The sequence below is a fragment of the Gottfriedia luciferensis genome (genome assembly GCF_001712755.1).
Lineage (GTDB): Bacteria > Bacillota > Bacilli > Bacillales > Bacillaceae_G > Gottfriedia > Gottfriedia luciferensis_B.
Genome location: NZ_MDKC01000037.1, coordinates 174,466 through 200,103, shown reverse-complemented (window position 1 = coordinate 200,103; position 25,638 = coordinate 174,466). Strand labels below are relative to the sequence as shown.

General features: G+C 32.3%; 30 protein-coding genes. 7 read left to right on the top strand and 23 right to left on the bottom strand.

Annotation, left to right across the window (positions count from 1 at the left end):
• Positions 1-14: 14 nt before the first annotated feature.
• Both BED47_RS22775 and BED47_RS22770 read right to left on the bottom strand, forming a co-directional pair.
• Positions 15-407: a DUF3397 family protein gene (locus BED47_RS22775; RefSeq protein ID WP_069035591.1), complete on the bottom strand. Its 393-nt coding sequence runs from the start codon at positions 405-407 to the stop codon at positions 15-17.
• A gap of 6 nt (positions 408-413) precedes the next feature.
• A complete protein-coding gene (locus BED47_RS22770) occupies positions 414-1,301 on the bottom strand; it encodes a 2-dehydropantoate 2-reductase (protein ID WP_069035590.1) in 888 nt (295 codons plus the stop codon).
• A 147-nt stretch (positions 1,302-1,448) separates the two neighbouring features.
• On the opposite strand from BED47_RS22770, the gene BED47_RS22765 reads away from it, so the two are divergent.
• On the top strand, positions 1,449-1,862 hold the full coding sequence (locus tag BED47_RS22765) for a GNAT family N-acetyltransferase (protein ID WP_254664648.1): 414 nt from the start codon (positions 1,449-1,451) through the stop codon (positions 1,860-1,862).
• Between the two features lie 47 nt (positions 1,863-1,909).
• Here the strand turns inward: BED47_RS22765 and BED47_RS22760 are convergent, their stop codons facing one another.
• From BED47_RS22760 to BED47_RS22745, 4 genes are all read right to left on the bottom strand, one after another.
• Positions 1,910-2,491: a hypothetical protein gene (locus BED47_RS22760; RefSeq protein WP_069035589.1), complete on the bottom strand. Its 582-nt coding sequence runs from the start codon at positions 2,489-2,491 to the stop codon at positions 1,910-1,912.
• A 76-nt stretch (positions 2,492-2,567) separates the two neighbouring features.
• A complete protein-coding gene (locus BED47_RS22755) occupies positions 2,568-3,335 on the bottom strand; it encodes an enoyl-CoA hydratase/isomerase family protein (RefSeq protein WP_069035588.1) in 768 nt (255 codons plus the stop codon).
• A 174-nt stretch (positions 3,336-3,509) separates the two neighbouring features.
• A complete protein-coding gene (gene rpmF / locus BED47_RS22750) occupies positions 3,510-3,683 on the bottom strand; it encodes a 50S ribosomal protein L32 (RefSeq protein WP_025672195.1) in 174 nt (57 codons plus the stop codon).
• 55 nt (positions 3,684-3,738) lie between these two features.
• A complete protein-coding gene (locus tag BED47_RS22745; protein ID WP_025672196.1) occupies positions 3,739-4,254 on the bottom strand; it encodes a YceD family protein in 516 nt (171 codons plus the stop codon).
• A gap of 635 nt (positions 4,255-4,889) precedes the next feature.
• On the opposite strand from BED47_RS22745, the gene BED47_RS22740 reads away from it, so the two are divergent.
• Positions 4,890-6,161 carry a nucleotidyltransferase gene (locus BED47_RS22740; RefSeq protein WP_139116387.1) on the top strand — a complete coding sequence of 424 codons (1,272 nt, stop codon included), beginning with the start codon at positions 4,890-4,892 and terminating at the stop codon, positions 6,159-6,161.
• Positions 6,162-6,259: 98 nt separating this feature from the next.
• On the opposite strand, the gene BED47_RS22735 is transcribed toward BED47_RS22740, so the two are convergent.
• Both BED47_RS22735 and BED47_RS22730 read right to left on the bottom strand, forming a co-directional pair.
• Positions 6,260-7,285, bottom strand: coding sequence for a SepM family pheromone-processing serine protease (locus BED47_RS22735; RefSeq protein WP_069035586.1), 1,026 nt, complete (start codon positions 7,283-7,285; stop codon positions 6,260-6,262).
• Positions 7,260-8,066 (bottom strand): patatin-like phospholipase family protein, encoded by an 807-nt coding sequence (locus tag BED47_RS22730; RefSeq protein WP_069035585.1) that lies wholly within the window; start codon positions 8,064-8,066, stop codon positions 7,260-7,262. Before BED47_RS22730 ends, BED47_RS22735 begins: the two co-directional genes overlap by 26 nt.
• A 140-nt stretch (positions 8,067-8,206) precedes the next feature.
• On the opposite strand from BED47_RS22730, the gene ylbJ reads away from it, so the two are divergent.
• The gene (gene ylbJ / locus BED47_RS22725; protein ID WP_069035584.1) at positions 8,207-9,463 is read left to right on the top strand and encodes a sporulation integral membrane protein YlbJ; all 1,257 of its coding nucleotides are present in this window, start codon (positions 8,207-8,209) and stop codon (positions 9,461-9,463) included.
• Between the two features lie 556 nt (positions 9,464-10,019).
• Here the strand turns inward: ylbJ and coaD are convergent.
• The gene (gene coaD / locus BED47_RS22720; RefSeq protein WP_056468441.1) at positions 10,020-10,511 is read right to left on the bottom strand and encodes a pantetheine-phosphate adenylyltransferase; all 492 of its coding nucleotides are present in this window, start codon (positions 10,509-10,511) and stop codon (positions 10,020-10,022) included.
• Between the two features lie 17 nt (positions 10,512-10,528).
• Positions 10,529-11,086 (bottom strand): 16S rRNA (guanine(966)-N(2))-methyltransferase RsmD, encoded by a 558-nt coding sequence (rsmD, locus tag BED47_RS22715; protein WP_069035583.1) that lies wholly within the window; start codon positions 11,084-11,086, stop codon positions 10,529-10,531.
• Between the two features lie 364 nt (positions 11,087-11,450).
• Here rsmD and BED47_RS22710 point away from each other — a divergent pair, with 364 nt between their 5' ends.
• Positions 11,451-11,840, top strand: a complete 390-nt coding sequence (locus BED47_RS22710; protein ID WP_069035582.1) for a DUF7147 family protein — start codon at positions 11,451-11,453, stop codon at positions 11,838-11,840.
• A gap of 175 nt (positions 11,841-12,015) precedes the next feature.
• Here BED47_RS22710 and BED47_RS22705 read toward each other — a convergent pair whose 3' ends face one another.
• A complete protein-coding gene (locus BED47_RS22705; protein WP_056468449.1) occupies positions 12,016-12,288 on the bottom strand; it encodes a YlbG family protein in 273 nt (90 codons plus the stop codon).
• A gap of 100 nt (positions 12,289-12,388) precedes the next feature.
• Between BED47_RS22705 and BED47_RS22700 the strand changes: the two genes are divergently transcribed.
• Positions 12,389-12,709, top strand: a complete 321-nt coding sequence (locus BED47_RS22700) for a hypothetical protein (RefSeq protein WP_069035581.1) — start codon at positions 12,389-12,391, stop codon at positions 12,707-12,709.
• A 53-nt stretch (positions 12,710-12,762) separates the two neighbouring features.
• Here the strand turns inward: BED47_RS22700 and BED47_RS22695 are convergent, their stop codons facing one another.
• From BED47_RS22695 to BED47_RS22675, 5 genes are all read right to left on the bottom strand, one after another.
• Positions 12,763-13,218 carry a YlbF family regulator gene (locus BED47_RS22695; RefSeq protein ID WP_069035580.1) on the bottom strand — a complete coding sequence of 152 codons (456 nt, stop codon included), beginning with the start codon at positions 13,216-13,218 and terminating at the stop codon, positions 12,763-12,765.
• Between the two features lie 61 nt (positions 13,219-13,279).
• Positions 13,280-13,852, bottom strand: a complete 573-nt coding sequence (locus tag BED47_RS22690; protein ID WP_069035579.1) for a histidine phosphatase family protein — start codon at positions 13,850-13,852, stop codon at positions 13,280-13,282.
• A gap of 74 nt (positions 13,853-13,926) precedes the next feature.
• A complete protein-coding gene (locus BED47_RS22685; RefSeq protein ID WP_069035578.1) occupies positions 13,927-14,208 on the bottom strand; it encodes a YlbE-like family protein in 282 nt (93 codons plus the stop codon).
• Positions 14,209-14,218: 10 nt separating this feature from the next.
• A complete protein-coding gene (locus BED47_RS22680) occupies positions 14,219-14,632 on the bottom strand; it encodes a YlbD family protein (RefSeq protein ID WP_069035577.1) in 414 nt (137 codons plus the stop codon).
• A 115-nt stretch (positions 14,633-14,747) separates the two neighbouring features.
• Positions 14,748-15,791: a CAP domain-containing protein gene (locus BED47_RS22675; protein ID WP_069035576.1), complete on the bottom strand. Its 1,044-nt coding sequence runs from the start codon at positions 15,789-15,791 to the stop codon at positions 14,748-14,750.
• Positions 15,792-15,967: 176 nt separating this feature from the next.
• Here BED47_RS22675 and BED47_RS22670 point away from each other — a divergent pair, with 176 nt between their 5' ends.
• The gene (locus tag BED47_RS22670) at positions 15,968-16,339 is read left to right on the top strand and encodes a YugN family protein (protein ID WP_069035575.1); all 372 of its coding nucleotides are present in this window, start codon (positions 15,968-15,970) and stop codon (positions 16,337-16,339) included.
• A 61-nt stretch (positions 16,340-16,400) separates the two neighbouring features.
• Here BED47_RS22670 and BED47_RS22665 read toward each other — a convergent pair whose 3' ends face one another.
• The 7 genes from BED47_RS22665 to BED47_RS22635 form a co-directional block, all read right to left on the bottom strand.
• Positions 16,401-16,865, bottom strand: a complete 465-nt coding sequence (locus BED47_RS22665; RefSeq protein WP_056468470.1) for a DUF420 domain-containing protein — start codon at positions 16,863-16,865, stop codon at positions 16,401-16,403.
• Positions 16,866-16,876: 11 nt separating this feature from the next.
• Positions 16,877-17,776, bottom strand: coding sequence for a cytochrome c oxidase assembly factor CtaG (ctaG, locus tag BED47_RS22660; RefSeq protein WP_069035574.1), 900 nt, complete (start codon positions 17,774-17,776; stop codon positions 16,877-16,879).
• A 379-nt stretch (positions 17,777-18,155) separates the two neighbouring features.
• A complete protein-coding gene (eutH, locus tag BED47_RS22655) occupies positions 18,156-19,229 on the bottom strand; it encodes an ethanolamine utilization protein EutH (RefSeq protein ID WP_069035573.1) in 1,074 nt (357 codons plus the stop codon).
• Between the two features lie 73 nt (positions 19,230-19,302).
• Entirely contained in the window at positions 19,303-20,367 is a 1,065-nt protein-coding gene (locus BED47_RS22650; RefSeq protein ID WP_069035572.1) for a M24 family metallopeptidase, read from the bottom strand.
• Positions 20,351-21,466, bottom strand: coding sequence for a M24 family metallopeptidase (locus BED47_RS22645; RefSeq protein ID WP_069035571.1), 1,116 nt, complete (start codon positions 21,464-21,466; stop codon positions 20,351-20,353). The genes BED47_RS22650 and BED47_RS22645 overlap by 17 nt, the downstream gene beginning before the upstream one ends.
• Positions 21,467-21,799: 333 nt before the next feature.
• Entirely contained in the window at positions 21,800-23,488 is a 1,689-nt protein-coding gene (locus BED47_RS22640) for a sigma-54 interaction domain-containing protein (RefSeq protein WP_069035570.1), read from the bottom strand.
• A gap of 145 nt (positions 23,489-23,633) precedes the next feature.
• Positions 23,634-24,527: an AraC family transcriptional regulator gene (locus tag BED47_RS22635; protein ID WP_069035569.1), complete on the bottom strand. Its 894-nt coding sequence runs from the start codon at positions 24,525-24,527 to the stop codon at positions 23,634-23,636.
• Between the two features lie 126 nt (positions 24,528-24,653).
• On the opposite strand from BED47_RS22635, the gene BED47_RS22630 reads away from it, so the two are divergent.
• Positions 24,654-25,598, top strand: a complete 945-nt coding sequence (locus BED47_RS22630) for an EamA family transporter (protein WP_069035568.1) — start codon at positions 24,654-24,656, stop codon at positions 25,596-25,598.
• Positions 25,599-25,638: the final 40 nt, after the last annotated feature.

Sequence of the window (25,638 nt, the reverse complement as noted above, 5' to 3'; positions counted from 1 at the left end):
CTCTCGATCTTCAATTAAGCATTATACTCAGCTATTTTTAAAACTAAACCAGTCAACACGGTTATACAGTGAAGAATTATAAATAGAATACATGACATTCTCCAAAAACCTTTTAGTAGCTTAGTAAACCGAATATCTCTTTTTGCTTTCCATTGAAGAATAATACTAATAAATAAGATAACCAATAATAAATTAATTAATATCCAACCTGTTGCAGTCGGAAAAATCATATTTAAAACAAAATAAGATGAACTAATATATAGAATTGTAGATAAATCTAACGTAAAAAGCAAAAGTTTACGCTTGTTATTTTTAAAAAATAATTTTAAAAACATATAGATAAATATTGTTGAAAAAATCGGAAATTCAATTAATAGTGAAATAAAGAAAATGAAAAATTTTTCCAAAAAGAATTACCCCTTTTTCTTCTCAAGTCCTTTTATACTATTGTACACAAGTTCAATTGTTGGTACATTTATTTTTTTATTAATTGCCAATTTTTTAACAAATCCTAGCATACTTTCAATTTCTGTTTGTCTACCGTGAAATAAATCGCGATTCATTGATGAGTAGTTTTCTTTCGTTTTCTCACATATTTCTACTAATTTATTCCACTCTTTTTGGTTATTTAAATCTAGGATCGTTGCAACCTCATTAAATAATAAATTACAAATTGGTTTAAAATACTCATTAGTGATTAATTCACCATTTCGAACGTTCAATATAGACGTTAAAGGGTTAATAACACAATTTATTAAACACTTTTGTTTAAGTATATATTCCCAATCATCTTGGCTTTTAAATGGAAACTCAGCTGTATGTAAACTTGATAATCGATTTAAAGCATCTATTTTCCCTTTTATTTGTCCAATTCGAATTATACCTTTACCAGTATGCGTGATTTCATTCGGAGAAGTTTTTAATGCACCGTGTTCAACTATACCTATAAAGCAATTTGGGATAGGTAAATTTTTAACGATTTCAATATGAGACATTCCATTCTGGAGAAATAATATATTCTCACCCTCATATTGACTTAACGTGCTAACGATTTGATTTAAATGATATTGCTTTACACAAACAATTAATAGATCGAACGTATTTATTTTAGGTAATAATTTATCTGCTGTTATACACATTTGTTTCGTTTTTTCATCTACTGAAAGTATAACACCTAAGTTATTTATAAGATTTGCCTGCTCTTCTGTTCTCGTAAACAATGTAACATTATGTTTATTTTGATACAAATACGATGCTGTAAGAAGACCGACTGCACCACCACCAATTATGCCTATTTTCATTGATTTCTCCATTCGAAAAATTATTTTTCCACTATTATCTTCTTGATAATAAATTTACACCGAATCTATCTTTTTTTAAATTTAATTGTACGATATAATTATATTTAAAATATTAAAAATTTACATTCTTTTTAAGGGGGAGCTTTTTTGAACATCAAGATAGAACGTTTACAAATAAATTTTAAAACACTTGAACAATTTCAGCAATTTTCCGGTTACGGTTTACAAGAGCTATCAATGCTTGAAGATCTGGAATCAAATTTAATTGATAACGAATTTCAATCTCCTTTCTATGGTATTTACTTAGGCAAGGCACTTATTGCCCGAATGAGTTTATATACCCATAGTGAAAATAATGAAGAATTAATTGAAATTAATAAAATGGAAGTTCTACCTTATTATCAAAAGAATGGGTACGGAAAAGAATTAGTAAATTTCGCTAAATCCTTTAAGAAAACAATTAAAACGATACCAAGAGCAAATTCAAATGAATTTTGGAAAAAACAAGGTTTCATTGAGGCAGATTCTGAATTTGTCATTTGGAAACCTGAAAATAAATAAAATGAAAAAACTCAACACTTCTTTAGAAGATGTTGAGTTTTTTCATTTTATTTTACCTTCGTGTCATTTTTAGAACTAATATTTACTATTTTTCGTTTTTGATCTAAAAAATCAAATAAATGTTCATACTCACTTTGAAGCTCATTTAGTTTTTCAACTAATTGTTGCTTTTCAATTTTCAATTGTTCATTTTCTTGTTTATATTTTAATAGCTTTTTTTCTAAAGATTGTATATCTTTAATTCGTCCACTGGCATCAACTTTTAATCTCAAATATTCAAGGAATTTATAGACTGACTCAAAGGTTATTTCTGGATGGCCTTTTTCTGTTGTAGCGTCTTCGTGAATCTCATTCGTAATTATTTCCGAATCGTGCGTTGGTTCTACCTCATTTGTGGGAACAGCTTGTTTTTTACTACTATTTTTTGCTTTTTCAATCTCTTCTTTGTAGAACTTTCTAACAAAAGAATTCCATCGGTAACCGCAAGCAGCAGCTGTCCTTGATAAGCTCTTTGCTACAACTTTAAAAGCCATTAATTGAGTTGACCCTTCATTTATCGTTTTTAAAACTACTTCAGCTAAGTAGTTATCTTCATCTTTAGTCCATGCATCCTGGCGATTTGCAACCATTTGCAATCCCCTCCAATTTCTTATGCAATAAGCAGATTTTACTAATTCATATGCACAAAAAAATGAAGGTAGAAGATTACTTTTCCAATTTTTTTGTAAATTGTTCGATATTTTTTATATGTTCATCTGAAAACCAAAGTGGCATAGCAGAAATAACTTCTTCTTCCATTCTTCTCTTAAGATTTTGCTCGGTCCATTTACGAATAAGTATTTTTTTATTTTGATGATGAATTTGTGCAGGAATACTTTTAGCTAAACTAATAAAGCTTTCATTATGTAAACTTGTTAAATCTTTTGATAGTTCATGTATAAAGCCGATTTTCTTAGCTTGAAATGCGGTGTAAATATTTGAGGATGATAGTAATGTAATCCAGTCTTGATGACTCATTTTTTCTTGAAGTACAGTACCTCCACCCCAAGAGGTTGGAATTCCCATTCTTCCTTGAATAAACCCTATTTTCGCATTGTGACTCGCGTATCTAAAATCGAATGCACTTGCCAGTTCGCAGCCGCCACCTAAAGCATAACCATTAATAAAACAAATTGTAATTTGAGGTAACATAGCTATTTGATAGATTACATCACACATTTTTAGATTAAAAGATTCCAATCCACTTAAATTATTTTTAAACTTTAAAATTGTGTTTAAATCTCCACCGGTACAAAAATATTTCATACCTTCCCCAGTTAATACAACTAGTTTACTTTGGGATTTCATTCGGATTTCTCGGATAATTTCAGAAAGTTTTTCTGCAGTATTTTCATCAATGCAATTCCCGTAATTAGGCCTATTTAAAAATATATAATCTATTTCATCTCTTTGATAAGTAATTACTTCAGACATTGGAATCCCTCTCTCTTTTCCTAGTTTCCTATTAGTTTTTATTATACTATACAGAAATTGAAATGGGCAGAGGTAAGAGGAAGCATGATTTTAGAGGAATCAACCTTGGACAACCTACGTTTAAAGGCAAAAGGAAAAGCACATAGTTTCCTATGTGCTCATTCAAAGACTAGCTTATTTGCTAAGTACTTGTTTTCCTTTGTAGTGTCCGCATGATTTACATACGCGGTGTGCTAATGTTAATTCACTACAGTTTGGGCATTCAACCATTCCAGGTACCGCTAATTTAAAATGCGTACGACGCTTTCTTTTTACAGTTTTGGACGTTCTTCTTGCAGGTACTGCCATTGATCCCACCTCCTTAAAGTCAGTGTTTGTTATGAAGCCGGTTATCCGGTACTTCTCAATTATCTTGTTTGTCAAAAAATTTTGCTAAACCAGCAAGTCGAGGGTCAATTTTTTGCTCTACTTCGACATGTTCCCTAACTTCCCAATCTGTTCCTGACGTTGGAGCTGTTTCTTTCCCCTCAACATCCTCTGCATAAACCTGCATTGGAATCTCGGCTAAGATACATTCCTCAATCACTGGGGTTAAGTCTAACACGTCACCCTCTAGGATGTGAAAATTCTCATCTTCACTTTTCCATTCAGATGTTGTAAAAAATGTTTCTGTTGTGGTAATCGACAAAGGATATTTTACATCAACTAATGTTCTTACACAAGGTAAAATTAAATATCCAGTTATTGTTAAATGAAACGTATAACGGTTCGTTCCAAAATCAACTCGTCCAGTAACTCGAATTGGAGAAACCTCTCGAATATCAGTATTACGTTCCTTTATTTGACTTACATCAATTGTCTCATCTAAATTTAAACCTTTATGTCTTAATTTCTGCAACTGGTGCACTGACCATTTCATAAATAAACCACCTCAAGGCAACAATGAAAATTATATATTCTTTATAATCACTTGTCAATATTTTTTCTTTACACTTCAGAAAAGCGGAGGCGACTGTTCAGCTCCGACAAGCATAAGACGGTTTTTGGCTAAGATTTGAACTTTAATCTTAGACGGAAATTGACTTATGACCTCGAGGAGCTAGGAGCCGGAGCTAGACATCTTTTCACTTCTTTGACTGAATTCCCGACAAGCATAAGACGGTTTTTAGCTAAGATTTGCTCTTTAATCTTAGATGAAAATTGGCTTATGACTCGAGGAGTTAGGAGCCGGAGCTAGACATCTTTTTTACTTCTTTTTTGAATATCTCCATCCAAAAGAAGTGGCATTCTTTCCACTTCAAAGATTAATGGAATATTTCCAATGAGCTAGCTTGTGGAACTAGACATCTTTTCTACTTCTTGACTGAATTCCCGACAAGCTTAAGACGAAAAATTCACTAAAAGTTTTAGACTTGGTTACTAGCTTTCCCCTTTAATCCTTGACCTTGCTTCTTATATGTAACCTATCTAATATATTATTTTCCACAATAAAATTCAATACAATTCACACTAGGTTGCGAATTATTTCTCAAAACTGGTATTCTTAATGTATAAATTCGTGAAATTAGTAAATATTGGAGGTGCATTTCTCTGCGTTCAGTTGGTTTAATAGTAGAGTATAACCCATTACATAATGGACATGTTTTTCACTTAACTAGTTCTAAAAAAAGTACAAATGCTGATGTTGTTATTGCGGTAATGAGTGGTCAATTTTTACAAAGGGGCGAGCCAGCAGTCGTTCCAAAGCATGTACGAACAAAGTTGGCTTTACAAGCAGGTGCAGATCTTGTTATTGAATTACCTTATATCTATTCGACTCAACACGCTAGCATCTTTGCCAAAGGAGCTATTTCAATTCTTGATTCTTTAAAATGTGATTATGTTTGCTTTGGAAGTGAAGAGGGTAAAATTGAGACATTTTATGAGTTAATTAAACAAAAGAAGCAGCTTACTTCTTCAATCAATACAAGTATACGTACTTTTCTTGATGAAGGACTAAGTTATCCTGCTGCATATAGTACAGCATTACAAAAAAATCTTGAATCATCAAAGCTAGATGTTTCACTTCCAAATAATATTTTAGGAATTCATTATTTAGAAGCTATTGAACACTTTGATAGTCGAATGGAAGGTAGAACGATTCAGCGAATAGCTGCAAATTATCATGATGAAGAAACAAATCATCATAGCATCGCTAGCGCTACTGCAATTAGAAAAATTCTAAAAGGTGACAATCAATCGATTTCTGACTTTGTTCCAAGCTTTACTAAAGATTCCATTGAAGAATACATAAATGAGTATGGTGCGCTTCATTTTTGGAATGAATATTTACCATTTTTGAAATATAAATTAATGACTTCAACTAAAGAAGAACTTGAAAATATTTACGAAGCTGTCGAAGGTTTAGAAAGAAGAGTATTACATTCTGTATTAAACTGTCTTAATTTTGAAGAGTTAATGACCTCAATAAAAACAAAGCGATATACTTGGACTCGAATTCAAAGGTTGTTAACACATATCTTAACAAATACATCAAAAAAGGAAATAGCATCAATATTAGAGAGAGATCGCGTTCCTTATATTCGTTTACTTGGTATGAGTTCAATGGGAAAAACTTATTTAAATACCAAAAAAAAATTAATCGACTTACCTATTTACACGACGATTAATCAGCAAAATCAAAAAGAACTAAGTACGGATTTGAAAGCAACCCATACTTATGCTTCGATGCTTTCATTAGACAATCAACAAAAATTAATAAAAACCGAATATTCACTGTATCCAATTATTTATGATGAAAAAAGTAATCAATTTAGTAGATCTTAAGTAGTTACAACTACATATTATAAGCTCAAAAATGGCAGGTTTAGGGATATCCCCCTTAAATCCTGCCATTTTTTATCATGCACTTATTTCAATTCAAATTATTGTTTTGTCTTTAACTTTTCAAGATAATTGATTGCTTGGTCATATGTATCAATTGGTATTATTTTCATTTTCAAGTCATGTTTTTTCGCACTTTTTACAGCTTCATTATAATTAGAATTCTTTTTACCGTTCTCATTTGGTGCAAAGAAAATCTCTGCCCCCGAATCAGACGCTGCGATTATTTTTTGAGATATACCACCAATCGGGCCAACGACTCCATTTTTATCAATTGTTCCAGTTCCAGCTATTTCATGACCTTTTGCTAAACTTTCGTCTTTTAATTGATCATAAATTTCTAGAGCAAACATTAGTCCCGCTGAAGGTCCACCGATCTCTTCTGAATTTATTTTAACTTTTGGATTTGTAGTTAAATTTAAATTTTCTGCTATAGAAACACCAATTCCAGCACGATTCGGTTCGTCTTTAAAAGCTTTTGTTTTAATATTAAAGTATTTAATTTTTCCTTTTCTACTTACTTCTAAATTAAAATTTGTACCAGGTTTTCTACTTTTTACAGTATTGGTAAAGTCATTGATCGTACTAATTTCTTGCCCATCGATTTTAGTAATAATGTCACCTAGCATTAATACGTTATGGGCTGGCATATCCTTTAAAACAGATACGACTACTATTCCGTTTTCCGTCACTTTATAAGATTTTTTAGCCTGCTTATATGCATTTAAAATCGCAGCTTGCTTTGATTCTTCCATATACCTTAATTGGCGGAACTGATAATCTTCATCACTTTCACCTTTTACTTTTATTTCATCTATCTTGTATAAATGGTAACTGTCATTAATTTTCGTACCGATATATGAATAGACATTTGCCTTACCCATTGCTACGGTTGTTAGCATAAATTCACCTTTATCTTTTTTTGCACCATCAACTTTTACATATGGCCTTAAAGGCTCTGCTAAGCCTGGTTTTGTAACATAGTATGGTAATGGAATGAAATATAAAAGAATTAGCGTTATACCAAGTACTAATAGTACATTAAGAATTCTGATCCTTTTTATCACTATTTTTCTCCTTCCATTGCTCAATCTTTTCAAGAATCTCTGGTATTAATTTTTCTGTAGCTTCTTCACCTATTTTGATAACATTTTCAAGGTTAGTAAAGTTTCTAGAATTAACATGGTCTAATTTAGGTCTAATCATAACATTAGAAGCAATTTCTCTATTTCTAACGAGCTCATGCTGCATTATTTCAATACTTTGCATAATCACGTCATAGATCGTCGAAACTTCTCCACTAACTTGAATCGGTGAAGCATCTACTCCAATAATAAAATCCGCTCCCATCTCTTTTACAACTGAAACGGGGATACGATCGATGACTCCACCATCAACTAACAGTCTTCCATTCCACGTTTCTGGTACAAAAATTCCCGGTATTGAAATACTCGCTCGGACTGCAGTAGCAATATCTCCCTCTTGAAATACAATTTTTTCTCCTGTTAACAAATCTGTAGCGATTACTGACACTGGTAAATCTAATTCTTCAAGCTTTCTTCCAAATGATAGTACTTTTATCAACTCTTTCACTCTGTTCCCAGAAATCAAACCCATTTTTGGAACGACATAGTCAATATAGTATTTAGATTGAAATACTTTTGCAATTTTATATAGTCGATCTACATCCGCACCAGCACCGTATAAAACAGCAACTAAAGCACCTATACTACTGCCTGCAATCAGATCTATAGGAATATTATGCTTTTTTAAAACGGAAATTACACCAACATGTGCAAATCCTCGTGCACCTCCTGAACCTAATGCTAAACCAATTTTCGGTTCCAAGTTGTTTCCCCTCCAATTAAACTCTTTGGTCTAAAATTGAATTCCAGCTACGTATATTTAATTGTACAAGTTTTTTTTATACATATATTACTATCTTATTTCCTACTCATTGGTCTTACTACAATTAGACAAATATCTATATGTTTTTTAAGTTTATCTTTGGAGGTTTATATGTGAAAAAAAATTATTTCATTACCTTACTAATTTTTTTATTACTCATATTTCTGACATCAACAATTATTTTGCATCCAGAGGTAGCATTTAAAGGATCAATTAGAGGGTTAAATATGTGGTGGGGAATCGTATTTCCTTCGCTCCTTCCTTTTTTCATTTTAAGTGAACTTCTAATATGCTTTGGAATTGTTCAATTTATTGGTGTATTTTTAGAGCCAATTATGAGACCTTTATTTAGAGTTCCGGGTGTTGGGGCGTTCGTTTGGGCTATGGGGATGGCATCAGGATTTCCTTCAGGTGCAAAACTTTCTGCAAAATTATATAAAGATGGGGAATTAACAAAATTAGAAGCCGAACGACTTAATTCATTTACAAATTCATCTAATCCTTTGTTTATTTTTGTTGCAGTATCTGTTGGTTTTTTTCACAATCCAAAAGTTGGGCTCGTACTTGCACTCAGTCATTATTTATCTAACGCTATTGTAGGCCTCATTATGAGGTTTTATGGAAGAAACCAACCTAACTACTCTCGTAAAGAAAGAATTCATTCTAACCGCTTTAAATACGCTTTTAAAGTTATGCATGAAAAAAGATTAAGTGAAAGAAGACCGATTGGAAAAATACTAGGGGATGCAATAGCTTCTTCCGTACAGACATTATTAATGATTGGTGGATTTATTATCGTTTTTTCTGTTCTTAATATGCTTTTAATTGAAATTGGATTTATATCGAATGTTGGTAAGATAATTGCATATTGCTTTTCAAATTTAAAGGTTAATGGCAATTTATCTACGCCTTTTTTATCTGGGTTATTTGAAATTACGTTAGGATCTAAATTAGTCAGTGAGCTAGGCAATAGTACATTATTGCAGCAAGTGGCATTAACTAGCTTTATTTTAGGTTTTGGCGGTTTTTCAATACAAGCCCAAGTAGCAAGTATTATTTCTGAAGTGAAATTAAGTATTAAGCCTTATTTAATCGGTCGTTTATTACAATCTGGAATTGCACCTATTTTAGCAATTATTTTTTGGAAGCCACTATATGTTAATCGGTTAACTTCTAATGCTATTAATAATACTTTACCTGTTATAAAGATTTTTACAGAGAAACAGTTAAACTTCGAAACATTGATTTCAGCAGGTTCATTTATAACATTAATTTCGCTTTACATTTATGTAATTATTTTAATTTATAAACTGTATATTAAAAAGTTATCTTCTTAAACCTTTTCATTTAAAAAAGAAACCTCAGTTTAAATTAAACTTGAGGTTTCTCGCGCTGTTGAAATTCAACCTTGTCAATTAAATTACCAAATATCCGTAAAGGAGTTTAATGCGATTGATTTCCACTACGGGATGCTCGCTTTCCATGGGGCGAGACCTGAGCCTCCTCGGCGAGCCTGTGGGGTCTCAGCCTTCCCGCATATCCCATAGGAGTCGAGCATCCCTTCGTTCCAATCAATTTATTCAACAAAAGTATGGTTACACTAAAAAACTTAATTTAATATCCTTTACTTAGATTAACGTAACTGATTGTTAATTAGTTTGTAGTTCAATTAAGATCGAACAAAACTTATTATAATATACATTTGAACTTATTTTTCTATATAATTAACTCTTAAATAACTTCTCAAGAATAAAAATTACTAGCGTTTTTAAATAATATAAAAATGCTCAAATAATACGACAATATAAAAGAAACCTCAGTTTTAAATAAACTTGAGGTTTCTTTTATGTTGTCTACTCATTTATAAATTATATATAAATACTTAAGCTTATATTAAACTTGAGGTTTCAAAAATTTTTCTGTTAATGCGCTATTTACACAATCTGGTACTAAATCTTTTACATTTCCACCGTATTTTGCGACTTCTTTTACTATTGAAGAACTTAGGAATGAATATTGATTATTTGTCATTACAAAAAACGTGTCAATTTCATCAACTAATTTTTTGTTCATTGCTGTAATTTGCATTTCATATTCAAAGTCTGATACTGCTCTTAGGCCTCTTAATATTGCAGAAGCGTTTATTTTTTTCGCATAATCCATTAATAGCCCACTAAATGAATCAACGCGTACATTTGGAATTGCACTCGTAGCTTCCGTAATTAATTCTTTTCTTTCTTCTAAAGTAAATAAAGAATTTTTGGCCGAGTTATTTAATACGACAACTATTACTTCATCAAACACTCTTGCTCCACGTTTAATAATATCTAAATGTCCTAATGTAATTGGATCAAAACTACCAGGACAAACAGCAATACGTTTCATCTTGTACCCCCTAAAAATTACTCCATACAAATATGATACACTGATACGCCACAAATTCCATATTTTTCTGCTTTTGTTCGTACAAATTTCCCTATTTTTTCAGGTAATTCGACATCTGTAGCATGTTCTACTAAAATTGTTCCATCTGATGAAAGTAGATTTTTTTCATCAAAAGTTTCAATTAATGATACGATTTGTTGCTTTTTATAAGGAGGATCTAAAATAATTAAATCAAATTGGATCTCTCTTTTAATAATCGCTTTAACAGCTCTTTCAGCGTCATTTCGATATACTTCAGCACAATCAGTTAGGTTACAAGTTGCTAAGTTTTCTTTAATCGTCTTAATCGCCTTCATTTCACGATCTACAATAATCGCTTTTTCAATCCCTCTACTTAAAGCCTCAATTGATAGTCCACCACTACCACCGAATAAATCTAATACAATACCACCTTCAAAGTAAGGTCCAATTATATTAAACATTGCTTCTTTTACTTTATCGGTTGTCGGTCTAGTACTCATACCAGGCACTGCCTTTAAACTTAATCCTTTATTTTTTCCTGACACTACTCTCATAATTTACACCTACTATATATTTCAATTTACGAAAATATCCTATCATAATTTCACTAAAACAAAAACATTTTTCCATATTCTTCTACTAATGTATAAAATCATCCACTTTGGAAATAATTAATTTTAACAACATCTCAGTTGATGTTGTTGCCAACCGCGGAGAAGACTTACGTTTCCCCATAAGTTCTTCCTCCGGTTTCTCCTCTCCCTTTGCCTTCTTTTAAGTGATTACACTTTAATAAGAGGGGCCCTGCAATTGCGGGGTTTTTTTTTATGCTTTTATCCTGTAGAATAAATGTTGCATTTATTACCATACTTTGTTTGAAATACTCATAAAGTATTTACGTTTTAAGGGGGAACACTCATGATCCAACGCATGATTGAAATTGGAGAAGGATACTCAGATTTATATGAACTATTTGAAATTGCTAAATCGCAAAAAGATAGAGTTAAATTTTTACTTAAATTAACAGCTGAAAATAAAGGCTCAAAATGCTGTTCTTTTGCAGTTATCTTAAGCCCTACTTCTATTGGCGAATTCCAACCAATATATTATTGTAGAGAAGGAATCACATTAAAAGACGACTCAGTTACAAAACGTGAAGTCTTGTTTGAAGAATTAGCTACAACTTTAAACAAAGAAATCATCACATTACAAATTAGACACTCAAGCTCATTTCATGAAAACGATTTATTCCATCAATATATTATCGGAATTTTACGCTTAAATCACTTAATTCCACCAATGAAATAATTAGACCAAATAATAGAATTTATTATTTTCTAATCTTTCTCATATAGTACAAAGAATATTAGGGATAGTTTTTTACCTATCCCTTACCTCTCAAACCATACCACAAGAAAAACGATTGAACGGTTTTTAATTCAGATAGGTTAACCTTCTAAATTAATTATCCATTCAATCGTTTTTAATCTACTTGATAATCATATTCCTTTGCTTCGTCTGGTTTTGCATTTTCGTACTCAGTCTTAATAAAAGGTTTATATGACAATTCAATTCGTTTCACAAAATGAAATTTTTTCAATCTCTCTATTGTTCGATCTATATCATCCATATTGCAATATAGGACTACGTATTTCAAACGTTTAGAGACAAAGTGAATATTTCCAAATTTACGTAACATTTTTGCTTGTTTTAATGATTGTAAATAAATAATAATACCTTGTCTTTGCACGAACATAGCTTTCTCCTTTAAAAATCCGTTAGAAATAGAATATCATATCCCAAATTTCTTTTGCAACGAAACTTTCATAAATAGTTTTTAGAAAGGATTGAAAATTATGTTAGATGATGTTTGGGAGCAATTTTTTAACTGCATTTCAAATTATAAACAAATTAATCACTTTTCAAACAAACAAATTTGTGGTGTCAATTTTCTATATATTCAGACAGACCGTCAACAGACTGAAGAAGCGATTAAAAAACTACTGATTGATTGCGCTAAAACCATTACTGAACACTTTAAACTAATTTACCGAATTGAATTTATTCGTAAAGAAAATAATAATAATTTCGTATTTAAACATCGATTTTACGTTCCAAATAAAAAAATGTTTTGTTGTGGAAATAATTGCGCTAACTGTACTAGGTTCAGAAAATGAATTTTATAAAAAAAAGACTCATTATTAAATAATGAGCCTTTCAGTATGATTGATTACTTCGTTTTACATCCGCACTTTCCACCTGTGCCACATCCACCAGTACTACATCCTCCACCTGTATTTACGAAGAATGGATTACCCGCTGGAACTTTTACAGAAGGCGAAACAGCTTGAGCAATTAAATAGCTAGTCTCATCTAAAAGTAATTGGATTTGATCTTCCGCATGCTTAAAAGCAGCGATTGTATCGTTTAATTGAAGTTCTCTTTTAACTTCACTCATTTTTTTACGAATTTCTTTATAATCTGGATGATATTTTCCAAATCGTTGAACATCCTCATATAAATCCTTCGTCTTCATAAAACGGCTAATAATTTCTTGCGCAGTTTTATCATTATTTAATGCAATATATGAAGTTCGATACTGATCTGCAACATCCGATTGCACGATCATTGAAGCAAGTTCTTCTGAGACTGATATAAGTTGCAAGGTTTCCATTGTTGCATACATTTCCTTACACCTCCAAGAATAAACTATATCACATTTAATTCCGTAAATAAAAGAACTTGTCCTAAGCTTTTATGTGATCAGAAATATTAAATTCATTTATCTTCCATTTACCATCTTTAAATTCAATAAAATTTGCACAAGCATTTTTTAATTTTGTCCTAAAATTAACTTTCTCAGGATCAATCGCATGTAGAATCGCCTTAATCGTATGGGAATGTGCAACAATTACAATTCGTTTACCTTCATAATTTTGGGCAATGTCTTTTAATGCACTAAAGGCTCGATCAATTAATTCTTCATTTGTTTCCATACCTTCTACATTATTATTATAAATGTTTTCATGAACATCGGAAATAGGTTTTCCACTAGCTTCACCAAATTCTCTTTCTAGAAATCGTTCATCCTCTATAATCTCATCAATTTTCGAAAACTCTGCAATTGCCTGTGCTGTTTGTTTCGCCCTAACTAAAGGACTTGTAATAATCCGATCCCACTTTTGATCACTTAAAAACAATGCACTATCATTTGCCTGTTGTTTACCTACCGTATTTAAAGGAATATCTTCTCTTCCTTGAATTATATTGTTAAAATTCCAATCTGTTTGTCCATGCCTTACTAAACAAATTTCTGTCATAACTACTACTCCTTTTTAAAACTTGCTTTCTTCATTGTAGCAAAAAGCTATGACAGATTGAATTATTATCCTTTTTAATCTTCATTTGATTCAGTATCAGAGGATTCACTACTAGTACTTTGTTGATCCTTTAATACATGAAACATGTCAATCATAAATGATGCCATTTGAACTTGATTTGACAATTTATCAACTCGTTGTGGAATAGTTTTACCAAAAAACTCAAGGGAAGCCAGTCTAAACTCATCAGTAAGCTCAGGATTTCTAGAAAGTTTACGATACCATTTAGGTTGTTGTCTCAAAAACTTCAAATAATCTTCCTCACTCTGAAGAAATTCTAATACATCTTTTCTCACTTAGATCTCCTCAATCCTGTCTAAAATTAAATTGTTGTGACGCTGGCTTTTCTTCTCTTTGATTAGTTGAAGCAGCAGGAGATTTAAATTGTGATATAAGCTGTTGAATATTAGTTAAAGTAGAATTTACATTTGTTAAGTGGCCTTGAATTTGATCTGGATCTAAATTTTTCACAAAAGAAATTACTTTTCCAACATATCCTTCTTCTGATTGTTCCGTTTTGGCAGTTTTCTTTTGAGATTTTGTATTAGTATCATTTCTATATTCATCCCACATTTCATGGTCTTCACCTTTGTAATACCAATCTTCAAAATATTGTTGCCATGTTTTTTTACCCGTTTTTACTTCCTCACGAAGTTTTGGGTGTTCCATAACGAATTGCCTAAATTGTTCGATAGATGGACGATTATTTTCATTTACCATTCATATCACTCCAATTAAAAGCATTTACTACAAAATTATGTCTTTCGAATAATTTTGTGCTTGTATGGAAATAAAAAAATCAAGCACAAACTTTCGCTTTTGCTTGATTTCGCTATTATTTTATAAAATTTTGGGTGTAATATTTATTAAAGGCCCCAACTCCTAGTGTAGTATATTCTTTTTTATACATATTTACACGATGACCTTTACTATTAATCCATCCATATACAGATGCTATACCATCTACATAATTAGCAGAAATATTTTCGCCAGCAATTCTGTAAGGAACATTTCCATCATTTAAACGATCAGCTAGACTACCATATAAATTAGAATAGTGATCAAAATATTTATTTTGAACCATATCTTTACTATGTCCTAAAGCTACTTTGGCAGCATCAGCATTCCAAGTTAAAGTGCTTAAATTCATTCTTTTACGAAAAACATTCGTTAAGTTAAATATCTGTCTCTCTTCTTCACGATCAACAATTGCTTCTTGCAATGTATTTAATTTTTTTGCATTTATTAGATTTCCACTATAAATTAGCTCGTACGGTTTTTGCTTAACTAAAGTTTCTGGAGATAAATATCGAACACCTAATAAACTTCCAGTAAAACGGTCAAAATAAAGTTGAGCAAAACAATTATTTAATGAAACAAGTGGACGTTCATGTAAATCGGTTGTCGATAATTTAAATGTGTATTGATTACTTAATATCGAGAAAGAGACTTTTTCATGTAATGCCACATTATCCATTGTTTCTTCATAGTGGCTCCCCATCACAAATGGGGTTATATCAACTTTATTACCAGCAACAAAAATTGTTACAACTTTGCCATTTAGTACACCAAATTGAGTATACTTCGTAGCATCTTTATCATAAACAAGCCAATCGTAGTCATATTGAGAAGGAACCTTTCTTGACGGTTTACCAAAGGTTTTTAAAATTTCTTGTTCACTTTTACCAATATACTGAGAAACGGAGTATGTAATTTTTTCAGTACTTGCATTTTCGATCATTGGCATATTCACTTCTTCTACTTTTTGATATTGTTTAAATGATGAAATATTGGTGATCCAATCTTTAATTAGTGGACTGAACATAAAAACTGTTATAAAACTTATTGTAAAAAAGAAAAGTTTTATAAGCTTTTCCATTTAGATCTTCCCTTCCCAATTGTTAACTCTATGTGTATATATCCATTGTAGCCAAATTATTCAAAAAAATATATAAATTAGTTAAAATACATTTATCAGCTTTTCATTGCTAATTATTGTCATAGATAATATTATATTAATAGGGATTTTTTCTAAGTAATTTAGGGGGTAATAACATGAAATTTGAGAATACAAATTTAGAAAACCATGTATTAAATGTAAATTTATTAACTGAAATCATGGAAGAATTAGGCTTTGTCCTTGCTGGTCAATGGGATTACGAAAGAGTAACTTACGATTATAAATTTGAACAACGTAATGAAATCTACTACTTACGCGTTCAAGGTTTCGCAGTAGAAGGACATGTAGAGTCAAGTAAAGGTAAAATCCAATTACTTACTCCACTTTTAGGTAAATACTATTATCCTCACGGTGTAGAGTATGGAGAAGGCGAAAACTTCCCTGAAAGTATTGTTGATAAAAGTAAAGAATTACTTAAAAAAGCTGAAGAGCAAATTTCTCTAGTAAGCAAGTTCATTATTCTATAATTATTAAAAAGAGTGAGTAAAAAGAAGTACAACTTCTTTTACTCACTCTTTTATTTTTTAATTAAAATCCTAAAACAGCTTTAATAACTGAAGTAGTGTCTCCACCTTTGTAGAAAACGTATAATAAACAATAGACGAATACACCTGTAATTGCAGTAAAAAACCAAATAATACTAGTAATCGGTCCAATTTTTTTGTGTAGTTTTAATTTGTTTTTATATCCTGAAATGATTGACACTAGACCAAATACTCCTCCAGTTGTTGCTAAGAATATATGGAAAAACAAAAATATATGATAATACAGTTTTAAACTTTTTGGTCCCCCAAAAGAAGTATTTCCGATAAAGATTGTTCTCGTTGCGTATACAATGAAAAACGAAAGTGCAAAGACTCCAGCAAAGAACATAACTTTCTTATGTCCCTCGATATTTCTTTTTGCAATAAGATACCAGCCGATTGCAACTAATATTGCACTAATTACAATAAAGCTTGTACTTATTGTTGGTAAAATTGGTAACGAATTCAAAATTTCCACCCCTACGATTTTTTAAGCAATAACGGATTACTACTGATTGGATCAATTTTATTTCCATTTTGTTCTCTTTTAGCCCATTTGAAAAAATTATAACCAATAACAGATCCATAAACTATTTCCTGGATAATTTTCATGATAACTCCGCCAACCTGCTGATCTTCCCTTGCTGACATAAAGTTAAATACTTCTGGGCCTGAAATATTTAGCGATTTTAATAAATCTGGCGATACACAAAGTTCCATCGCTTTACTCCATAATACTGGATCATTATAAGTCGCGTAAAATGGATGTCCTGCAAAAATAATAAGTGCACATGCTGGTGTTAATAAAATACCATTTCCAAACATATAACCGATTTTTTGGATATCAGAAAGTGTTTGTCTCTCAGGTAAGTTATTAATAACAGGAAACCACATAAATACTGCCATGAAAAATAATATATTTGTAAATAAGAAATGATAGACATTATTCGTTTTTACAGTATCAAATACTAATGGATAATGGTAAATCGAAAATACTACATTAAAAATAAGTAAAGCAATTAATGGTTTTGTAGCAAAAGTAAAAAACGAATTAACGAATTTTGGTTTAAGTATGTTTCTCCATAACCAATCTGGAATACCATTAATAAGAAAGATCGGTGCAACTAAGTATAATACTGCCATTTCAGTCATATGTGCACTAAAAATGATATGACCAATTAAATCGATTGGACTGCCTTGTGCGGTGTAAACTAACAATATTCCAATTACGAAATACACCTTTTGTTTAGTCTCAGTAACATGGTTTTTATCTTTAAATTTATTAATTATGTAAAAATAAGCTAAAATCACTAAAACTAAAAACACAAATAAATATGGACTCCAAAGTGCTTTAAACCCGAACATCCCTAAGCTAATCATGAATGCACACCCTTTAATTATTCTATTCACACTTATTATTTTTACCTAATGTTTAAATAATATTGGACGATGTAAATATAAAGTAGATTTAGAACTTTAACCAAAAACTTCACAAAGACAAAAAAAATTTAAACATTACTTCTATCATATAATATTTAATGAAATTATCCAAACTATTATACTACTAAATTATATAACAGTAATAACGGTTTATTCAAATTAAAATACGATTTGAAAACGTTATTCATTCTTAAATGATTGGTATTTATAGTGAATGAAAATCTAGGATGCACACTTTCTGTGGGGGCATATGGCATCCTGCTTTTCCAAAATGAGTTAAACCTTTAAAATTCAAATCTACATCTCTATTATTCATAATTCATTTTACTCCACGTTTTGATACTAAAAAAGCCAATGCAGCAGCCAAAAAACCAGCGGTCAGTTTACCGACAATCATTGGAATAACAAAGTTCTTCTCCACACCCGCTACAAATCCTAAGTGACTTCCGAAAACAAATGCGCCGCTTACGGCAAATGCAGTATTTATGACTTTCCCACGATCATCCATCTCATGCATTGTCGCAAACATAGGAATGTGATGGGCGAAGGAAGCAATGAATCCACCTAATGCCTGTTGATTCATACCTAGCTTATTTCCAAGTAATGCAAATGGCTTCTGTAATACTTTTACAAGCACAAAAACAAATGGAAAGGCACCGGCAAGTATGATCGTTATTTTTCCAACTGTTACAAAGCCTTCCGAAAGCGGCATCATACCTGGAATAATAACGATACCTGTTAAAGTTTGAATGATCATCGAAACAAGACCAATGATAATAACAATTTCAATTCCTTTTCCAAACCATTTAAACCCACGAATCATCACCGATTGAGCCAAAAGCATGCCAATGCCAATCATGACAGAAATCAAAATAGAAGGAATCAAATTTTTCAGCATCCATATAAAACCAAATCCTGCAACAAATCCACCCGCTAAGCAGCCAAATGGAATGGTCATAAGCCCAATTAAAATTCCTTTAGCAAAAAAGGGATGATCATTTTTATGGACGATGCTTAAAGCAACTGGAATGGTAAAAACAATAGTTGGCCCCATCATTGTTCCTAAAAACACCCAAGAAAAAAGAGCTGCATCACTTGATTGAGCCATTTCATTTGCTAATGAGTAACCGCCCATGTCAAGTGCTAAAAACGTGGATGAGAACATTGATGGATCTGCTCCAAGAAATTGGTAGACAGGGGATACAATCGGTGTTAACCATTTTGCTAATACAGGTGATAGTGAGATCATACCAACCATTGAAAGGGCAAGGGGTCCCATGGATTGGAAGGCTTCCTTAAATTTTTGCCCGAGTCCATACCGATTACCCATCAAATAATCGATTGCCCCTAAGACCATAAATCCGGTCATGATATATAAAATGATTTCATTCATATCGAATACTCCCCCATTCAAAAGAAAGGTCATCTTTTTTAAAATGCATTAGATGACCAGTTCAATATTTTTTTTATAATATTATTAAGTGCTTAGGAGAATGAGTAATAATTTCATAACCATTCTCTAATACTACAATATCGTCTTCAATTCGGCAGCCACCCCATCCTGGAATATAAATTCCTGGTTCAACGGTAACAACCATACCAGTTTGAAGAATTTCTACACTTTTATCAGAAAGTCGGATTGGTTCGTGAACTTCCATACCTAAACCATGACCTGTTGAATGTCCGAAACGATTTCCGAAGCCTTTTTCTAAAATATAGTCTCTCGTTAAATCGTCAATCGTTTTCGCTTTTTCACCAGATCGAATCCCTTCTGTTCCACGTTTTAGAGCTTCTAATACAATGTGATAAATTTTACGGAACTCATCCGAGCAACTTCCGACGGCGATTGTTCTCGTAATATCAGAGCAATAGCCATTATACAATGCCCCAAAATCAAGGGTAACCATGTCTCCATGCTCGATCAATTTTTCGGAAGCTACTCCATGCGGTAGGGCAGCCCTCTTTCCAGAAGCAATAATAGTATTAAAAGATGATGAGGTTGCACCTTGTTTACGCATGTAGAATTCCAGCTCATCACGTAATTCTAATTCCGAAATCCCTGGTTTAATGACATTCAAAATATATTCAAACGCTTTATCTGCGATGCTGGCTGCCGTTCTCATTAATTCTAATTCTAACGACTCTTTAATTTCTCTAACCTTTTCAACGATATTTTCCAATTGGGTCCATTGTACATTTCCATACTCTTGAAGTGTGGAGTACGTTTTTAATGTCATGGAATTTGCCTCAACAGCTACCCTTTTAAGACCTTGACAGTCGATTTCATTGGCAACTTCTTTTTCTATATTACCGTTATGGACAATAATCTTAGCGTTTTTCACTTCATTTTGTGCCTGTTGAGCATAGCGGAAGTCAGTGATAAAAGTAGCAGCATTTTTTGAAATTAGCACCATACCTGCAGATCCTGTAAAACCTGTCGTATATCTGCGATTTTCACTCTTTGTAATTAATATTGCATCGACATTGTTATCTAATAGCTGTTTCTGTATTTTCTCAATTCTGTTCATCATCGCTCACTCCTACAATCATTAATTCTTTTGGAAATTTCGTTAAAACTTCACAACCGTAATCTGAAATGACAACATCGTCTTCGATACGAACACCACCAAGACTATTAAGATAAATGCCAGGTTCAATAGTGATGACCATTCCTGATTTCAATAAGCCTTCATTTACTTCATTTATAGATGGTGCCTCGTGAATTTCAATACCTAGACCATGACCGATTCGATGTGGAAAAAAATCACCGTAGCCAGCTGCTTGAATGACACGTCTTCCTGAAAGATCAACATCACCAATTCTTGTTCCAGGTTGAGAAGCTTCCACCCCAGCAAGATTGGCCTGTAAAACTGTATTGTAGATTTTAACGAGTTCGCTACCAGGATTACCATACATGATTGTTCTTGTGATATCAGAGCAATATCCCTTATATTTCACACCTAAATCAAATAGCGCAGTATCTCCTTTTTTTAACTTATTGTCACCTGAAGCTCCATGTGGATTACTTGCATTTTGCCCAAACAAAACAATGGGAGGGAATGACATTTCTTTAATCCCTTTTTTCTTTAATTCAAATTCAATTTTCCCTAGCACTTCAAGTTCTGTGATTCCTTCTTTTAATGCATCAATACCCACTTGTACCCCGTAATCAGCAAAAGCGGCGGCTTCACGTAATATTTCAATTTCATCAGCATCTTTTACTAATCGCATTTCAGTAAGTATCGAATCTAGTGATGCAAACTCTACTTCACCAAAGATCTGTTGCAGTTTTTCAATGTAAGAATAGGAGATATCATCTTTCTCAACCGCAAATTGATTCATTTTGTTTCTGCTTTCTATCAAGTGACCAACAAGTGCCCACGGTTGATCGGAATCTGTGTAACTTAGGATTTGATGTTTCCAGCCTGCTTCCTTTATCATTTGAACTTCCATTGCTGGTGTAATAAAAATGGGTTCATCATTTGGGAAGACAAAAATACCTACAAATCGTTCGTGCGGATTGTAATCAAAATTCGATAAATAAAAAATATTTTGGCGTGATGTGACCAAGCCACCTGGAATACTTTGTTTTTGTAAAAATGTTTGTAATTCTTGCATTCGATAATTCATGATCATTTCCCCTTTAATGGTTTTAATTAGACATGAAGTATTAATGCAAGTTCTGTGCCATTTTTATATTCTATTATTTCAGAGGATTGTTTAGGAAAAAGTGTAAAGATTTTTAGACACTGTTAAACGTTTTGTGTCTAAATGTATAGACAGTAGTGATTTGACAGAACGGTGGAATATGACATATGTAGTATGATTATTTAAAAGTTGCTACTTATGGATTGAGGAGAAATAATGGGAGATAACTGCTTAAACATTTGATTTCTATGTTCTAAATCAGCCCAGGAGTTTTTTCGCTCGTCTGGACTAATTTAGTCGAAAAGGCTTTTTGTTTTAAAGCTCAATCTTTAATTTTTTCATTTTATTATATAAAGTAGCTCGAGATATTCCTAGTTTTTTTGCTGCTGCTTGCTTGTTCCCTTCCTCTGTTTGAATGGCTTCAATGATTTTATTTTTTTCAAAATCATTTAGATCATCTTGCAAGGAGTCATCATTGACAGTAGGTAACAATGTAGATTGTAGCAACTTTGGAGGTAAAGCTCCTATAGTGATGGTTCCTTCTACTGACAGTAATACTAATCGTTCAATAACATTTCTCATCTCTCTTACATTTCCAGGCCAATCGTATTGTAATAAGGCGGAAGTTACCTGAGGGTCAACTATTTTAATCGTTCGATGATATAGTAAAGAAAACTCATAGATAAATTGATGAAGGAGCTCCATTACGTCTTCTTTTCGTTCCCTTAACGGGGGAATCGTAATGGATAAAATGTTAAGACGATAATAAAGATCTTCACGAAATGTATTAGCTTCAACCATTGCTTCTAAATCCTTATTTGTAGCAGCAATGATTCGACACCCCGCTGTTAGCTGCTTTGTACCACCAACGCGGTAATACGTTTTATCTTGCAAAACTCTAAGTAACTTCACTTGCATATCCAACGGTAAGTCCCCAATTTCATCCAGAAAAAGTGTTCCTCCGTTCGCCAACTCTAGTTTTCCTTTTTTACCTTTTACATCTGCACCAGAAAATGCTCCTTTTTCATAGCCAAAAAATTCACTCTCAAACAATGATGGTGTTATCGCACCACAGTTTACAGCAATAAATGGAGAAGATGATCCACGATAAAAATGGATAGCTTTTGCAAAGACTTCCTTCCCAACCCCCGTTTCACCAAGTAATAAAATATTTGCACTCGTTTCAGACATTTTCTTTGATAACGAAATTGTTTCTTTCATCAATTGACTGGAACCTTTAATTTGTTGAAAAGAATCGTGTGACAATTGCAGTCTTGAAACCTCCTTCTGCAATTGTAGGATTTTGGAGGAAGCATTCATAAGTTCTTGATTCATTATCACTTGGCTCGTAATGTCGGTTTCAGCCGCAACTGCACCAACAATTCGATCATTTATGAAGATTGGGCTGCTATTAATCATGACAAAGAGATCCTCACGTGGTTTATGCTGCTTATGACGAAAGGATTGACCTGTATCCATTGTAACTTTATTCAATAACATATCTTTCGGAAAAAATTCCTCCATTTTATTCCCTATAATTTCTTCTTTAGGAATTGAAAAAATCCTTTCAGCACCATGAGTCCAAACAACTGTTTTTCCAGCTTCATCTACAATCGAGACCGAACCATCCATTGTATCAATCATCGTTCGAAAATAGGCCTCTAAATATTGATAAGATTCAAAAACTTTGGAAACTAAAACAGCAGAATTGATATAGCCCTTAATTTTTTCCTCTCCATCTATAATGACTACAACATCTGATGTTTGCAATTCTTGAATCACATCTTGAATAACAGCTTTTTCATTGAATACGCTGGCTTTTTTCCAATCAAATTCTTTTATATTCCTACTCTTAAAATGAAGATACTCATTGATCGTTAACATCCAGACTTCATTATGATGCTGTTTAAATATATACGCTGCTTCTTTATTGAACTCCATATCAGAGTACAAAGAAAAATTTCTTTGCAACAAATCTTCTATTCTAGGAAGAAGATGCTTCATAAAAATGCCACCACCTATTTGTATCTTTTTTCATATTACTCTATCATTACGATGAGTTTATGTCATGATTATGATCTGTGAGTTCTAACGCTCCATATTGCTACAGTTAAGCAACTTTCAACTGAAAGATGTTTTGTGTTTTACTTTAAAGGAGTTCTGGAATTTTTAGTTTTTTGTAAGCTAATGGTGTCAAGTTCATTGACTTTCGGAATTTATCAATAAAGTAACTTGTGCTGTTAAATCCAACTTGAAAGGCAACTTCAGTTACATTCGATTCTGGTTGTTGTAGTAATATTAAACTTTTTTGTATTCGATAATCGGTTACATAGTTTAAAGGAGTTGTTTTTAAAATACGATTGAAATATCGACAACACTCAGATCGGCTTAATTGACCCGCTCTTGCAATGTCGTCTAATAGTATTTTCTCAGAAAAATGTAGGTGTATCCAATTTAACATTTGCTTCATTCGGTTACTCTTTACCACTACCGACTGCTCATACTCTAATTCAATCCCATTCATAATTAAATTCTTCCAAATTAATGTGAGATGTAAGCTGACATCGATTTCATAGAATGGTGAATTTTGTTTGATCATCTCATTGATTTTCAAAATATAGCATAAAATGCTATTGGCCCATAGCTCCTTTGGATCTAGGAATAAAAATGGGATATTAGTCGCCTGATAATAAGGCTTTACAAAGGTTGTATAAAGTTCTTGAGACAAAACGAAACTTGGAGAAACATTTAAGCAAATATAGGTACAATCTGAATCGTTCCGATCTTTTGCCATATGCAGGCAACCACTATTTATAAAAAGCCCTTCCCCTTCTTGAACAAAAATATTTTCTTCATTTATTTGAAAAATTGCTTCTCCTTTAACAACGTGAACAAACTGAAATTCATCATGCCAATGAAGTGGTATATAACTATTAATGTTTTGCTTAATCGTTGTTTCATAACATGCAAATGGCAAAACAACAGTATGATGTTTAGTTAATTCTTTCAAACTTTTATCAACCATAAAGTTTTTAATTTGCATTTCCCGATATCCACCTCAATATCCTTACATTTTTCCATTCGATTTGAGTATTATTTTAGCATTTTTCCACTTATCATTTAGCTTATTATAACACTATTTTTATATTTGAAGGTGGAGACTAAAATCATGAATAGACGTAAGGGAATAGTTCTTGTTATCATAGGAGCAGTATTTTGGGGGATTGGTGGTACAGTCGCAAAAAAACTTTTTCAACAGTATCAAATCGATGTAGATTGGCTAGTAACTACCCGTTTGCTTATAGCTGGGTTATTACTCCTAGCCATTCAATATTTTAAAAAAGACCGTTCTCAGATCCTTGGGGTTTGGAAAAATGGAAAGATCGCAATTCAACTAATTATCTTCGGGGTATTAGGGATGCTAGCCGTTCAATACACATATATGGCTTCTATTAAACATGGAAACGCTGCTGTTGCAACACTATTACAGTATTTAGCACCTGTAATGATTATCCTTTATTTAATTGTACGCAAACAAACCACTCTAACAAGTAGAGATTTGTTAACTGTTTCTCTAGCATTAATTGGAAGTTTTCTCTTATTAACAAACGGCTCAATTTCGCAATTATCTGTGCCAGTACTTGCAATCGCTTGGGGTGTATTATCTGGAGTAGCTTTAGCATTTTATACTTTATTTGCCATACCGTTGCTTAAGCAATACGACTCACTTGTCATTGTCGGATGGGCTATGATTATCGGTGGATTTTTATTGAGTTTTGTCCATCCACCTTGGCAAATGGACTATAAAAACTTAACGCTTGAAGCAATTTTATATTTAGTCTTCATTATCATATTCGGTTCAATGATAGCATTTTGGTTCTATATCGAAAGTTTACAAAGCCTTCCACCTAAGGAATCAAGTCTGCTTGGAAGTATCGAACCTCTAGCTGCTGTCTTAACTACAATCTTTTGGTTAAAAGAACCTTTTGGTTTTTTCCAATGGCTTGGTACAGCTTGTATTATTGGAATGATATTATTATTGGCTTTGAATAAAGAGTCTTCCTCAAAAACTAGCCAACCTCCTGATAATAAAGAGCCGCTTAGAGTTAGTTGAATTGCTTTTTTGAACTGTGAAATAGGAGCTGATTAATCAA